A 14,758-nucleotide genomic window follows, 5' to 3' on the forward strand; every position below is an offset into this window, starting at 1 on the left:
TCTATTACCGCCTTATTTATTTGCCCAAAAAATTTGGATACACCAAATCGCATACACAAAAACTGCCACAATCACGAGTGTTGTCAGTATCAAACGTAAACGGGGTGCAAATGGCCCCATTTGTCTTGTAGTCACATAGTCTGTAAAGACTTGCCACATACCAATCCATGCATGGGAAACCAAAGATAAGACAGCCAAAAGAGAAAGTATTTTCATAGGTAAAGTCAGCATAAAGCCTGACCATTGCTCATAACTAAAACCGCTATGCAGTACAATCCAACCAAATACAACCACAGTATATACAGCCAAAACAACTGCACTCACACGCTGAATAAACCAATCACGTGACCCTGAGCCAGTTAAACCAGTGGCACTTTTCATAAGACAACAATCCATATAAATGCTGCAACAATCCCTATTGCAGATAAAACCAAGGATACTATGGCAGCCACACGGCCACTATGAAGCTCTTCATAATAGCCAGCGTCTGCAAGTAAATGACGTACTCCAGCCACAAAGTGATAAATCAGACCTGCAACAAATGCCCACACCAGTAAACGTACTGCAATATGGCCAAAAATATGTTCTTTAACGTAGGTGAATCCATCAGCTGAAGATAGTGACTTATCCAAAATCCATAGTAAAATTGGAATCAGTAAAAATACAATTACACCAGAGAGGCGATGCAATATAGAGGCAATAGCCACGGGTGAGCGCAAGTTAACCGCTAACACCTGTCCCATGGTCAAATTGACAGGTCTATTACTTTTCACAGCGGGCATCCTATATAATATAAAACCCCAATTTGGGTTTTTTTAGTCCATTTAATGAAGGAGAGCTAGCATATGATTTAGGCATCATTTGCCCAAACTTTATTCTAGGCAAAGTATAAGGTGGCTATTTTAAAAACTCAAACGACACAAAAAGCCAGTCCATACCATAAATCGAATCGTCCATGTAGTGTAATGAAATGCATTGAACAAAAGAAAAATAAAATTAATTACGTATAATCATAGATATATAGATATTTTTCCCAATCACTTCATCTCAAAAACATGTATAAATTACCACCAATTTCACAACCTTATGTTTTAAATATACAGGTATTTTTTTTAGATATAGCCAATGCCCTTTTTTAGTCAAAAGAGAGCGTTTTATACTTATTAGTACACATAAATATGCATGCAAAGAGCACGGAATAACCTCATAGCTTTATACTCAAGCACTTTAATTCTATGAATTTTTCATCAAAAATCGGCTATGAATCATACAACTTTAGTCTATATTTTTTTTAAATAGCAACAATTACCCACATAAAACACTATATTTTTAAGCTCATGTTAGGGTACATTGAGGCACGAAGGTTTCAAGTATTGTTTTATAGCTTGTATTATGATAGTTAAAATTTATCTTTTATATGCACTGCGTAAAATAAATTCACAATAAAAATAAAAACTTACCTTCCTTTTACAGCAACTTTATGACGCACAATCGCAAAATAAAGCAGCATACAACGATCAGATTACATTCACCAGGACAGGAGATCTCTGAATGTCTGAAGCAACGGGCGACAAAGCCACCCTACAACTCAATGGAAAAACGATAGAACTGCCGATGTATAAAGGTACGTTAGGACCCAATGTTATCGATGTAAAGGATATACTCGCATCAGGTCACTTCACGTTTGATCCAGGGTTTATGTCGACGGCATCATGTGAATCAAAAATTACTTATATTGATGGCAATGCTGGCATTTTATTACATCGTGGCTATCCAATTGACCAATTGGCAATGAATGCAGATTACCTGACCACTTGCTATTTATTAATTAATGGTGAATTACCCACACCTGAACAAAAAAACGAATTCGATCAAAAAATTCGTACTCACACCATGGTACACGATCAAGTGAGTCGTTTTTTTAATGGCTTTAGACGTGACGCTCACCCAATGGCAATTATGGTTGGTGTTGTGGGGGCACTCTCTGCCTTTTATCACAACAATCTCGATTTAGACGACATTAACCATCGAGAAATTACCGCCATTCGACTATTGGCAAAAGTGCCTACATTGGCTGCTTGGAGTTACAAATATACAGTAGGTCAACCGTTCATGTATCCATGCAATGACCTAGGTTATGCAGAAAACTTTTTACATATGATGTTTGCCACACCTGCCGACCGTAATTACCAAGTTAATCCAATTCACGCCAAAGCAATGGATCGAATTTTCACGCTACATGCAGACCATGAACAAAATGCATCAACCTCAACGGTTCGTTTAGCAGGCTCTACAGGTGCAAACCCCTACGCATGCATTTCTGCAGGCATTGCCGCACTTTGGGGACCTGCTCATGGTGGTGCAAATGAGGCTGTGCTCAAAATGTTAGATGACATTGGCTCAGTCGAAAATGTGGCATCATTCATGGAAAAAGTAAAAACCAAAGAAGTCAAACTCATGGGGTTTGGCCACCGTGTATACAAAAACTTTGATCCTCGTGCCAAGGTTATGAAAGAAACCTGTGATGAAGTCCTCTCTGAACTCGGTATTCACGACCCACAGCTAAAACTAGCAATGGAATTAGAGCGCATTGCTTTGTCGGATGAATACTTCATTAAACGTAATCTTTATCCAAATGTAGATTTCTACTCAGGCATTATTTTAAAAGCCATTGGTATTCCAACATCTATGTTTACGGTTATCTTCGCTCTTGCTCGAACTGTCGGCTGGATGAGTCATTGGTTAGAAATGCAATCTAGCCCACATAAAATTGGTCGCCCACGTCAACTTTATACAGGTGAATTACCACGAGACATGTAATCACTACGCATAGAAAAGGCTACATCATTTGTAGCCTTTTTTACGTCACTTTTTTGATTTTAACTTTTTACAGTACGACACTGCTTTAACAGCTCTATACAAATATCTTGCACCATTGTTGTTGTAATTGGTACTTCACGACCCTCATCATCAAGCATAAAACAATGGTTCTTTACCGCATGTTGTTCTGCAACGTGGTGTGTATTGTTTTGCATGTTGTTCTCATCATGTATCTGCATAATTGCCTCACTCACTAAGACATAACATCTATCTTTGGCTACCCAGATCTATAGTATTGAGAAATCATGTCTGAAAGTAAACTGCCAGATGTAACAAAGATTGAATGTATTTTTGTTACAAAGTTAACTTAAAATGACATCATATTGCTCTTGCGTATACAGCGTTTCTACTTGCAGTTGAATAGATCGATTGAGTAAAAACATTAAATCTGTCAATGCAGATGCTTCTTCTGTCAGCATACGGTCAATAACCACGGCACTTGCAACCAAGATAAAACCTTTTTGATGAGGATACTGCCTTGTGAACTTCATCATCTCTCTAAAAATTTCATAACAGACAGTTTCGGCAGTTTTTACAAATCCACGCCCCTGACATGTGGGACAAGCATCGCACAATAAATGTTCTAATGATTCACGTGTTCGCTTACGTGTCATTTCCACAAGTCCCAATTCAGACACTTGTGTGATTTTTGTTTTTGCATGATCTTTGGCAAGAACAAGGGAAAAGTACTTTAAAACCTCTGCGCGATGAATCTCTTCTTGCATGTCAATGAAGTCAATAATCAATATTCCACCCAAGTTGCGAAGTCGTAATTGTCGACCAATCACCTCTGTGGCTTCCATATTCGTACGATATACTGTGTCTTCTAAACTTCTTCCACCCACATATGACCCCGTATTTACATCAATTGTGGTCATTGCCTCTGTTTGATCTATCATTAAATAACCACCAGATTTCAATGCAACACGTGTTTGTAGTGCTTTTTGAATATCATCTTCAATCTGATAGGTTTCAAATAAAGGCTTTTGTTCGCGGTGAAATACAAGCCGTGTAGATAGTTGTGGCATAAATTCTGCCATAAACGCTGTGAGTGTGTGATAAACCACTTCATTATCTACATAAACTTTTTCTGTATGTTCTGAAGCCAAATCACGTACCACACGCTGTGGCAAAGGAAGTTCTTCAAATACTAAAGATGGTACTGTAATCGCCCTTTTTTTACGCTGAATATGCTCCCATAAACGGCTTAAATAAGCCATATCACGCTCAATAGCTGTTTCTGACACCCCTTCAGCTGCTGTACGTATAATGACACTACCAGGTAACGGATATTTAATTTTAATTTGATCGATCATGGATCTCAAACGAATCCGCTCACTTTCCGTTTCAATTTTTTGTGATACGCCTACATGACTCCCAAAAGGCATAAATACCAAATAGCGAGATGGAATAGAAAGATCTGTGGTTAATCGAGCTCCTTTTGTGCCAAGCATATCTTTCATGACCTGTACAGTTAAGATCTGGCCTTGCTGTAACAGTTCAAATACATTTGGCGTCGACATGCCTTTTGGCCACACCATGTCATTAATATGCAAAAAAGCAGTTCTTGACAAACCAATATCTACAAAAGCAGCTTGCATACCTGGTAGTACACGAACGACTTTCCCTTTGTAAATATTTCCAACAAGGCCTCGCTTGAGCGTCCTTTCAACAAAAACCTCATTGACTACACAATTTTCTGTCAATGCAACCCGACACTCCATGGGAGTCACATTGATGAATAATTCATCAGACATAATAAAAGCTCAAATGTTATAAGAATTTTTGAACGACTAATTTAGTGCCTTAATCGTTTGCTGTAATAATTGATGTGTTTCATATAAAGGCAGACCAACCACATTGCTATAACTGCCTTTTATTTCTAAAATATATTTTGCTGCAATCCCTTGTATAGCATAAGCACCTGCTTTTCCTATCGGTTCTTTAGTATCCCAATATTCTTGCATTTCTTGCTCACTTAGCGTTGCTAATTTAACCTGTGTTTGAACCACACTGGTATATATTTCCCCCTGCTGCATCACACAAATGCCTGTATAAACATCATGATACTTCCCTGCAAGTGCACGCCAAATTTCAAAAGCATGTTGTTTTGATGTAGGTTTGCCAATAATTTCTTGTTGTATACTTAAACAAGTATCTGCAGCCAATACAATACGCTTTGGATGTTTCTCAACAATAACACATGCTTTTTCATAAGCCAAACGAGCAACATAGTGCTGTGCCTGCTCTTGCTCAATGATACTTTCGTCAATGTTTGGCACACACACTTCAAACGTATAGCCAATTTGTGTGAGAAGTTCCTGCCGACGAGGTGAACTCGATGCTAAAATTAAAGGCGCCATTTTTTTAAAATATAATAAATAAAAGGCCAGCACAAAATACTACTCACCAAAGGTGGCCAGCGTCGCATTAAAGGATAATCAACACCACCTAATGTATGTAATATCCAAATAAAGATCACATACGCAATGGTCGCTAAAATACTAATTAACCACAAATTTAAAAATGTCAGAATTCTTTTTTCTCGTATAAGATAACGAGCAATAAAAGCAATCAGTACAAATGCAGATGCATTTTGCCCTAAAGGGGCATCAATGAGTAAATCATAAAAAACACCAACCCCAAAAGCAAACCATACACCGCACCATGTAGGTTGACATAAAACCCAAAACAGCATCACCAACATTAAAACAAAAGGTCGCCATGCAGAAAAATCATACGACAATGGATAAATGGTCAGTACTGAAGAAATCATGACCGTAAGAATGATCAAAAGTAATGGGTCTTTTCGTTTCAATGGCTTGTATTTAGCGATTAGCATAGGGTTGTTCCTTCGCTAAAGAGTCTGAAAACAGCACTACAACATAATGTCCACCTGCAAGTTGTGCTGCAGGTTTAATGTCAATTTGTGCAAACTCACCTGTATTTTGGCGTTGAATTTTATTGACCGTACCCACTAAATAACCTGCAGGAAAATGCTCTCCAAGACCTGAACTATAAATATTATCTCCCACTTGTAGATCTGCACTCGTTGGCACATATTGCATTTTTAAACGTCCCAAATCGCCCGTGCCTGACACAATTGCCCGCATACCTGTACGTTCGACCCGCACAGATAAGGAGCTGTCTTTATCTGATAATAAAAGCACTCGCGCATTGTGCTGATGTACATCTATGATTTGCCCCATAATACCTTGATTATCGAGCACCACCTGACCTTGGCGTAATCGATCAGCCGTACCACGGTTAATAATCACAACATGGTGAAGCGGATCTGTATCTGTGCCAATCACTTCTGCAATTTCCATACGCCCATCAATAATCAATGGCGTATCTAACAACCCTCTTAGTCGTGTATTTTCTGCCGACAATTCAGAGAGCTTTTGCAGGCGAACCTGAGCCTGTAAAAGCTCTGCTTGCATTGCCGTGTTTTCACGGCGTAACTGCTCTTCAGATTTGGTTTTTTGCGTTAACCACTCTCTAGAAATGACAGGATAACTGGCCACTGTGTATATGGGAGTATACATCGAATACAGTACATTTCTTGCTGGTTGCACAACGTACGGCATACGCCAATCAAAAAATGACACCACCAAGCAAGTTATCATGGCAATAATAAACGAGCGAAATGATGGCGGTTGTCTTGAAAAAATATTCGGTTGCACCCGCCTTCCTACCTTATGTTATCCTACAAAAAGCATGTCATGATTTGGATTATCAAAGAATTCAAGTACTTTACCACCACCACGAGCCACACACGTTAATGGTTCTTCTGCACACACCACAGGTAACCCTGTTTCTCTTGATAGCAATTGATCTAAATTACGCAGTAATGCCCCACCACCTGTCAGTACAATACCACGTTGTGCAATGTCAGATGACAATTCAGGCGGTGTTTGCTCTAAAGCAGATTTAACTGCACTGACAATACTTTGCAATGGATCGGTAATGGCTTGAACAACTTCTTCAGAAGTCACAATAATTGAACGAGGTACGCCTTCTGCTAAATTACGGCCACGTACTTCAATTTCAAGTTTTTCACCTTCATTGATTGCTGTACCTACTTCTTTTTTAATCAACTCTGCGGTGGTTTCACCAATCACACAGCCATGTGCTTTACGAACATAATTGATAATTTGTTCATCAAATACATCACCACCGATGCGCAATGAATCTGAGTAGACACAACCTTGTAAAGAAATAATTGCAATTTCAGTTGTACCACCACCCACATCAACCACCATAGAACCACACGCTTGTTCTACAGGTAATCCTGCACCAATTGCAGCTGCCATTGGTTCTTCAATTAAACGTACATCACGTGCACCAGCATTGTATACGGCTTCACGAATTGCACGGCGTTCAACCAACGTTGACTTACACGGAACACAGACCACAACACGTGGTGCAGGTGGAAACAAACGTTTTTCGTGCATTTTACCAATAAATTGATTTAACATGGTTTCAGTCACTTCAAAGTCAGCGATCACACCATCTTTCATTGGGCGAATTGCAGAAATATTAGCCGGTGTACGACCAAGCATCTGTTTCGCATCTAAACCTACTGCCGCCACAATCTTTTGTGAGCCACTGTGACGTATTGCCACAACAGTAGGTTCATTTAATACAATGCCTCGTCCAGGCGCATAAATAAGTGTGTTGGCTGTGCCTAAGTCGATGGCAAGATCTGGCGAAAACAAGCCAATTAGTCGTTTTAAAATCACGGGTCATTCCCAGTTTTTACAAATATGGACGCAAGTTGGCAACTTTAACTAAATGTGATGATTTGAACAAGTCAATCGCTTATCATATCACAGGATATTTCAAAGTTTTTGATACTCAACGAGGTGATATTATGTCAACCCCAGATACACAGCATACCGATTTAGATGCTCAAACCGTATCGAGCATTGCCAATCTCGCTCGATTATCTCTCAATGATACGCAATCTCAAGCATACGCACAAAGTTTAAATAAAATTTTAGACATGATGGATACATTGAAGAACATAAATACAGAAGGTGTCGAACCACTTAAGAGTCCATTTGACCACCCACAACCGCTACGTGACGACCACATATCACAAAGCAACCATCGTGATGAATATCAGGCAGTTGCGCCTAATGTAGAACAAGGTTTATACCTTGTACCACGTGTGATTGAATAACCTTTTTTCGACCCATTTAACCAATAGCAGATATTATGACTGACTTACATCGTTTAACGATTAAAGAACTCTCAAACGGGCTCAAACAACGAGATTTTTCTTCACGTGAGCTTACACAACACTATCTTAACCGTATTGCTAAGATTGACCCACAGGTCAACAGTTACGTGACTGTAACGCCTGAACTTGCACTAGCACAAGCAGATGCTGCAGATATCGCTTTGCAAGCAGGGAATGCACACCCACTTTCGGGCATCCCTCTTGCACATAAAGATATTTTTTGCACTCAAGGTATTCGTAGCTCTGCTGGTTCAAAAATGTTAGATAATTTTATCTCACCCTATGATGCCACTATTGTTACAAAAATCAAACAAGCAAATATGGTGACTCTTGGCAAAGTGAACATGGATGAGTTCGCCATGGGCTCAACCTCAGAAAGTTCATTTTATGGTGCAACTAAAAATCCTTGGAATTTAAACCATGTACCTGGTGGTTCTTCAGGTGGTTCTTCTGCGGTGATTGCAGCAGACCTTGCACCGCTTGCCACAGGCACAGATACTGGGGGCTCTATTCGCCAACCTGCTTCATTTTGTGGCCTTACAGGCTTAAAACCAACCTATGGTCGAGTGTCTCGCTTTGGCATGATTGCTTTTGCATCATCGTTAGATCAAGCAGGGCCTATGGCACGTTCAGCAGAAGATTGTGCCTACCTCATGAATGTTTTGGCAGGACATGACGAAAAAGACTCTACATCTGTAAACCAACCTGTAGATGACTATATTCACCATTTAAATACAACATCCATTCAAGGACTACGTATTGGTATACCAAAACAATATTTTCATGTCGAAGGCTTACATGCAGATGTCAAACATCGTGTTGAAGACGCCTTAAAACAGCTTGAAAGCATGGGAGCAACACTGGTCGAGATTGATCTCAACATGGTAGAGGCCTACGTGCCTACGTACTATTTGATCGCACCTGCTGAAGCATCTTCTAATCTATCTCGTTATGACGGTGTACGTTTTGGGTATCGTTGTGAAAATCCCCAAGATTTAGATGATTTGTACAAACGCTCTCGCTCAGAAGGGTTTGGTGAAGAAGTTAAACGTCGCATTCTCATTGGTACATATGCTCTTTCAGCAGGTTACTATGATGCTTACTATGTGAAAGCACAAAAAGTACGTCGCCTAATTCAAGAAGACTTTTTAAATGCATTTGCACACGTCGATGTGATTGCAGCACCATCTGCCCCAACCACAGCCTACAAAATTGGTGCGGCACTTGATCCTGTTGAAATGTATTTAGGTGATTTATACACCCTTGCTGCAAACCTTTCTGGACACCCTGCTATCAACGCACCTGTGGGCTTTGATCAACAAGGCTTACCTGTAGGATTACAGTTGATTGGTAATTATTGGACTGAAGCACAACTTCTTTCTGTCGTTCATCAATACCAACAAGCAACAACTTGGCATCGCCAACGTGCTGACATTGCGAAGGAGAATGTATAATGGCAAAGTTAATTGATGGCTGGGAAGTGGTGATTGGGCTTGAGATTCATACTCAGCTCAACACACAGTCAAAAATATTTTCAGGCTCAAGCGTTGCATTTGGTGCAGAACCAAATACACAAGCCAGTTTAGTCGATTTAGCCATGCCTGGTGTATTGCCTGTACTGAACCGTGTAGTGGTCGACAAAGCAATTCGCTTCGGTTTAGGCATTAATGCCAAAATTGACCTTGCTTCAGTATTTGCACGAAAAAACTATTTTTACCCAGACTCACCAAAAGGCTACCAAATCAGCCAAATGGACAACCCGATTGTTGGCCTAGGTCATATCGATATTTTTCTTGAAGACGGCACACAAAAACGAATTGGTGTCACACGTGCGCACTTAGAAGAAGATGCTGGCAAATCTTTGCATGAAGATTTTGAAGGCATGACAGGCATAGACTTAAATCGTGCAGGTACACCACTGCTTGAAATTGTATCTGAACCTGATATGCGTTCAACAGAAGAAGCTGTGGCTTATGTACGTGCCATGCACACACTTGTGCGTTGGTTAGGTATCTCTGATGGCAACATGGCAGAAGGTTCTTTCCGCTGTGACTGCAACATATCACTACGTAGACCGGGCGATGAATTCGGTACACGTTGCGAGTTAAAAAACATTAACTCATTCCGTTTTATTGAAAAAGCAATTGATGTTGAAATTGAACGCCAAATGGATATTTTGGAAAGTGGCGGCAAAATTGTACAAGAAACCCGTTTGTTTGACCCAAACAAAATGGAAACTCGCTCTATGCGTAGCAAGGAAGAAGCCAACGATTATCGTTACTTCCCTGACCCAGACTTGCTACCTGTACACATTTCAGAACAGCAAATCTTAGACATTCAAGCAGACATGCCTGAGCTACCTCAAGCACGGCGTGAACGTTTTATTCATGATTACACCCTCACTGAATACGATGCGCGTGTACTGACTTTAAGTCGTGACATGGCCGATTTTTTTGAAGCAGTTGTAGTTGCAGCAGGTGGTGAAAAACATGCAAAAATTGCTGCTAACTGGGTAATGGGTGAGTTTTCTGGAGCACTCAACAAAGCAAATCTAGATATTACTCATTCACCTATCAGTGCAGCACAACTCGGTGGTATGGTTGCTCGTATTGTAGACAACACCATCAGTGGTAAAATCGCAAAGCAAGTTTTTGCACATCTGTGGGAATCTCCAACACAAACTGCAGATCAAATCATTGCAGACAAAGGGTTGAAACAAGAAACTGATACAGGTGCTATTGAAGCCATCATTAAAGATGTACTTGCAGCCAATGAAAAAATGGTTGAAGAGTATAAATCTGGCAAAGAAAAAGCCTTTAACGGTCTAGTCGGTCAAGTCATGAAAGCATCTCGTGGTAAAGCAAACCCTGCCCAAGTGAATCAACTTATGAAACAATTATTAGGTTAGTTCATCTTAACCTACGTGCTTTAGATGAGCTTAAGCTCATCTAAAGCATAAAGTACTTTAGTACAGCAGGTTTACACAACTTTTCATATTTCAATGATAAAACATCTATACAACCCCCTTACAAGCCCTGTAAATTTTTCATACCCTTTTCAAAAATTATAGGAAACATATGACTGACTATAAAAAGAAGTTTGATGAGCTCAGAAAAAAAACACAAAATACTGAAGAAGAACTAATACAACTTTTTGATCAACTGCCAACCATACCGTCAAGCCAAATTATGCATAAATGGAAAGGTGGGACATTCTCTGGAGAATGGGATTCAGAGGAGCTAAAACAAATTGGCTGGTATGGTAAATGGTTTAAAAGTCCATTAGATGCCATACCTGTCATTTGTTACAACAGCAATGGTGAACTTTTTTCAAATCAAATTATGCAAGGCGAAGCAACCATGTGGGACATCAATTTCAGAGGAAAAGTGTCTGCAACAATGGTATATGATAATAAGCCCTTTTTTGATCATTTTAGACAAATTGATGAACATACATTAATGGGAATCATGAGTGGAAAACCAATTGAAGGTGCTCCACAGTCTGTAATGCAAGGAAAATATTCATTTTTTTATCTCGAAAAAGTCGACCAATTCCCTGCACATTATATTTCTTAACTTTCAACAAGAGTTGACCATACTATATGGTCAACTCATATTTATACTTAAATTTTAGACTCAAACATTTTCAAACGTTTAACAATAGATAATAATTCAACAATGGTTTTCCATGACGTGATCAAATACTGAAAAGATGAGCGGACTTTATCGAAAACATTGGCAATTTGGTTAATTAAACCTAAAGTAATTAAACCTGCTGCAATCGATGGAAATAAAACCACAAGACTAAATAAAATATCGAGTTGCATATACCAATTACTAATTAAATTAAAATATGCATAATGAAAATACAATCTAAAATAATTATATCGAACATGATCAAATAACTCTTTTAACGTTGCAGGGTCTGCACGATCTGTGTGATCTTCACCATAGACCAATTCTTTACGATATGCCGCCTCAACTTTCTGATTATTAAACTCAAGACCAGGTAACTTAATCCCGACAACAATCATCAATACTGTACCAAATACAGACCATACAATGGCAGCCCAAACCAATGAATGTGGAACCACACCCACAATCGGGAGTTCAGGTACATGTTTAGATAAAATAAATAATACGGGTAAAAAAGCGATGAGTGTCATAATCGCAGAAATAAAACGTACGCCTAAGCTTTCCATAATCGTTGCAAAACGCATGGTATCTTCTTGAACACGCTGAGAAGCACCTTCAACATGACGTAATGCATGCCAATGTGCTGTGTAGTATGCCGTCATGGCTGTACGCCAACGAAAAATATAGTGACTGACGAAAAATGTATTTAGCAAAGCAACAAAAATAGCCACCATCGCAATATACATAAAGGTCAGTGTTCCTGCATATAAATCACCAATATGGCCACCATGATTAGACAGCATATTTTGAATTAAATCCCAAAATGGGCCATACCATGCATTAATAGCCACACTAATTTGCACATCAAACCAAATATTAAAAATAATAAATGCAGATCCTAAAATTGACCATTTTTGCCATGTATGATTAGCTACAATGCGCCAAAACAAGAAAAATATTGCAGTAAAAATTGCAAACCACAGATAAAACCAAATAAAAGATAAATGCCAAAAACGACTCACCCCAATCGGCAGTTCTTGTTGTGCATACCCTTTTGTAAATCCAATCCATTCACCCCAATGCTCACCCCCTGTATACCAGAGCAACATACTTACAATGCACCATATAGTTGCAGATAAGAAAAAAAATTTAGGATTTGGAAAAAACGATTTAAACATAAGAAATTATCAAATATTAGTAAAATTTAAATATAGTAAACACATCAATGGGGGGTTTTTCTATGATATATCTGTAGCATAGCAGACTCCCTGATCAAAACAGAGAATCTGACCATCGAAGCATCTAACGTTACGCAGCATGATTACGCTTTTGATCGGTTAAAATAATATTTTGAATTTCCTCACTAATCATCACCGCTGTTGCAGCAGATAAAGTGAATCCTAAATGACCATGACCTGTATTATAAAACACACGCGGATGCCGACTACGTTTCACTTTTGGCATCATATCTGGCATCATCGGACGTAATCCACTCCACGGTACAGCAGACTCTGTAGAGATTTGAAAATTTTTATTTACCCAATCAATTAAAGGTTGAATTCGATCTGCGCGAATATCTCGATTATAACCATTAAATTCAGCTGTACCCGCCACTCTAAAGCGATCTTGACCAAGCCTTGATGTAACAATCTTGGCACTTTCATCAAGTAAACTGACCCACGGCGCATGATTTTGACTATGTTCATCCAAAAGTGCAACTGTAATCGAATAGCCTTTCACAGGATAAATACTCACCCGATCTCCTATGGCATTGGCCAAGTGATAACTTGCCACACCACCACACACCACCAAAGCATCTGCTTGAATTTCATGAATCTGTTGAGTATTTCCTCGAACATCTTCACTACTGCACTGATACCGCACAGTAACGCTTTGCTCATGATTAATGACTGCCGTAACTTCGGTGCCAAATAAATACTTTACCCCATATTTCTTAGATGCCTCTGCAAGGCCTGTACTGAATTTATGAATATCACCTGTGGCATCATCTTCTGTAAAAAAACCTGCATAATACTCACCTTGCAAGGTAGGCTCTATTTTCTTCATTTCATCACAAGTGACTTCATAACGCTTTAACCCTCCTTTACGCAAAAGATCATTTACATCACCTGCTAATTTAAAATCTTCTGCTGAGTGATAAAAATGTAAAATACCTTTCTTTTCCAAATTAAAATCAATGCCTTCTTTTTCTGCCACATGAAACATGCGTTCACGTGCCAATAAAGCCAGTTTCACAGTATCTACAGTATTTTTTTCGTAATGTTTAATATGACCGACAAATTCCATGAGCCATGCGTATTTGTGAAGGTCAAATGAAGGGTTAATTAATAAAGGCGCATCTTTTTTAGTCATCCACTTCAAACCCTTCAAAATGGTGGCACGCTGATTCCATACTTCCGCATTACAAGCTGAAAGTTGGCCACCATTTGCAAAAGAAGTTTCCATGGCAGGATATAAATGTTTATCTAATACAGTGACTTCAAAACCCATTTGACTGAGCTCATATGCAGTGGTTACACCCGTCACACCCGCACCAATAACAATCACATGTGGCATAAAACATCTCCTTGTATGCTTTAGCCCCATCTGTACTTTGACCTGAGATCTTCAATAAAAGTAACCTTACTTTTATCTTCTTCCTTCGGTGAGCAAATATCTGCTTCTCTCCAGATTGATATATTGATTACAGTCCTTTGGCCTGAGAGATTCCGGGGTCGTTGCTCCTTCGGCGGGTAACGAGTACCACTCTCCTGTAATTGAATAATATTTATGCAAGCTGTATGCCATCTTTAACAATCATTCCAACGAACACATAAAAAGGCTTTTTAAAGACATAACTCTCCGTTTTCTACACATCTAAGCCAACAAAAGCGTTTTAAAATTGGCATTTTTATATCTATGTGCCAAGTGATGCTTCATTACGTGTATTTAAGGGAACAATTTATATACATTGTGGTGATTATATTGTGTTTTT

Annotated in this window: 15 protein-coding genes and 1 riboswitch; of the genes, 5 read left to right on the plus strand and 10 right to left on the minus strand. The window is 39.1% G+C overall.

Features of this window, described 5'->3' with window-relative positions:
• Positions 1-12 precede the first annotated feature (12 nt).
• Together sdhD and sdhC are read right to left on the minus strand one after the other, a co-directional pair.
• A complete protein-coding gene (gene sdhD, locus I2F17_RS00500; protein ID WP_196423246.1) occupies positions 13-381 on the minus strand; it encodes a succinate dehydrogenase, hydrophobic membrane anchor protein in 369 nt (122 codons plus the stop codon).
• Positions 378-782, minus strand: a complete 405-nt coding sequence (gene sdhC / locus I2F17_RS00505; RefSeq protein ID WP_196423247.1) for a succinate dehydrogenase, cytochrome b556 subunit — start codon at positions 780-782, stop codon at positions 378-380. The genes sdhD and sdhC overlap by 4 nt, the downstream gene beginning before the upstream one ends.
• A gap of 769 nt (positions 783-1,551) precedes the next feature.
• On the opposite strand from sdhC, the gene gltA reads away from it, so the two are divergent.
• Positions 1,552-2,820: a citrate synthase gene (gene gltA / locus I2F17_RS00510; RefSeq protein ID WP_211138823.1), complete on the plus strand. Its 1,269-nt coding sequence runs from the start codon at positions 1,552-1,554 to the stop codon at positions 2,818-2,820.
• A gap of 59 nt (positions 2,821-2,879) precedes the next feature.
• On the opposite strand, the gene I2F17_RS00515 is transcribed toward gltA, so the two are convergent.
• The 6 genes from I2F17_RS00515 to I2F17_RS00540 all read right to left on the minus strand — a co-directional run bounded on the left by I2F17_RS00515 (position 2,880) and on the right by I2F17_RS00540 (position 7,625).
• Positions 2,880-3,059, minus strand: a complete 180-nt coding sequence (locus tag I2F17_RS00515) for a PA1571 family protein (RefSeq protein WP_171258551.1) — start codon at positions 3,057-3,059, stop codon at positions 2,880-2,882.
• Positions 3,060-3,182: 123 nt separating this feature from the next.
• Positions 3,183-4,637: a ribonuclease G gene (gene rng, locus I2F17_RS00520; RefSeq protein WP_196423249.1), complete on the minus strand. Its 1,455-nt coding sequence runs from the start codon at positions 4,635-4,637 to the stop codon at positions 3,183-3,185.
• Between the two features lie 36 nt (positions 4,638-4,673).
• Positions 4,674-5,243, minus strand: coding sequence for a Maf family protein (locus I2F17_RS00525; RefSeq protein ID WP_211138824.1), 570 nt, complete (start codon positions 5,241-5,243; stop codon positions 4,674-4,676).
• Positions 5,231-5,722 carry a rod shape-determining protein MreD gene (gene mreD, locus I2F17_RS00530; protein WP_196423251.1) on the minus strand — a complete coding sequence of 164 codons (492 nt, stop codon included), beginning with the start codon at positions 5,720-5,722 and terminating at the stop codon, positions 5,231-5,233. The genes I2F17_RS00525 and mreD overlap by 13 nt, the downstream gene beginning before the upstream one ends.
• Positions 5,709-6,566 carry a rod shape-determining protein MreC gene (gene mreC / locus I2F17_RS00535; protein ID WP_196423252.1) on the minus strand — a complete coding sequence of 286 codons (858 nt, stop codon included), beginning with the start codon at positions 6,564-6,566 and terminating at the stop codon, positions 5,709-5,711. Before mreC ends, mreD begins: the two co-directional genes overlap by 14 nt.
• An 18-nt stretch (positions 6,567-6,584) precedes the next feature.
• Positions 6,585-7,625: a rod shape-determining protein gene (locus I2F17_RS00540; RefSeq protein ID WP_196423253.1), complete on the minus strand. Its 1,041-nt coding sequence runs from the start codon at positions 7,623-7,625 to the stop codon at positions 6,585-6,587.
• 131 nt (positions 7,626-7,756) lie between these two features.
• Between I2F17_RS00540 and gatC the strand changes: the two genes are divergently transcribed.
• From gatC to I2F17_RS00560, 4 genes are all read left to right on the plus strand, one after another.
• Positions 7,757-8,068 (plus strand): Asp-tRNA(Asn)/Glu-tRNA(Gln) amidotransferase subunit GatC, encoded by a 312-nt coding sequence (gene gatC / locus I2F17_RS00545; protein ID WP_196423254.1) that lies wholly within the window; start codon positions 7,757-7,759, stop codon positions 8,066-8,068.
• Positions 8,069-8,103: 35 nt separating this feature from the next.
• The gene (gene gatA, locus I2F17_RS00550) at positions 8,104-9,582 is read left to right on the plus strand and encodes an Asp-tRNA(Asn)/Glu-tRNA(Gln) amidotransferase subunit GatA (RefSeq protein WP_196423255.1); all 1,479 of its coding nucleotides are present in this window, start codon (positions 8,104-8,106) and stop codon (positions 9,580-9,582) included.
• On the plus strand, positions 9,582-11,036 hold the full coding sequence (gene gatB / locus I2F17_RS00555; RefSeq protein WP_211138825.1) for an Asp-tRNA(Asn)/Glu-tRNA(Gln) amidotransferase subunit GatB: 1,455 nt from the start codon (positions 9,582-9,584) through the stop codon (positions 11,034-11,036). Before gatA ends, gatB begins: the two co-directional genes overlap by 1 nt.
• 169 nt (positions 11,037-11,205) lie before the next feature.
• Complete coding sequence (locus tag I2F17_RS00560) at positions 11,206-11,703, plus strand: DUF4334 domain-containing protein (protein ID WP_196423257.1); 498 nt, start codon at positions 11,206-11,208, stop codon at positions 11,701-11,703.
• 47 nt (positions 11,704-11,750) lie between these two features.
• On the opposite strand, the gene sbmA is transcribed toward I2F17_RS00560, so the two are convergent.
• Positions 11,751-12,941, minus strand: coding sequence for a peptide antibiotic transporter SbmA (gene sbmA, locus I2F17_RS00565; protein WP_211138826.1), 1,191 nt, complete (start codon positions 12,939-12,941; stop codon positions 11,751-11,753).
• Positions 12,942-13,071: 130 nt separating this feature from the next.
• A complete protein-coding gene (locus I2F17_RS00570) occupies positions 13,072-14,340 on the minus strand; it encodes a D-amino acid dehydrogenase (RefSeq protein WP_196423259.1) in 1,269 nt (422 codons plus the stop codon).
• A 120-nt stretch (positions 14,341-14,460) separates the two neighbouring features.
• Positions 14,461-14,547, minus strand: a riboswitch (glycine riboswitch).
• Between the last annotated feature and the right edge of the window lie 211 nt (positions 14,548-14,758).

This window comes from Acinetobacter baretiae (assembly GCF_015627105.1).
Classification (GTDB): Bacteria; Pseudomonadota; Gammaproteobacteria; order Pseudomonadales; family Moraxellaceae; genus Acinetobacter; species Acinetobacter baretiae.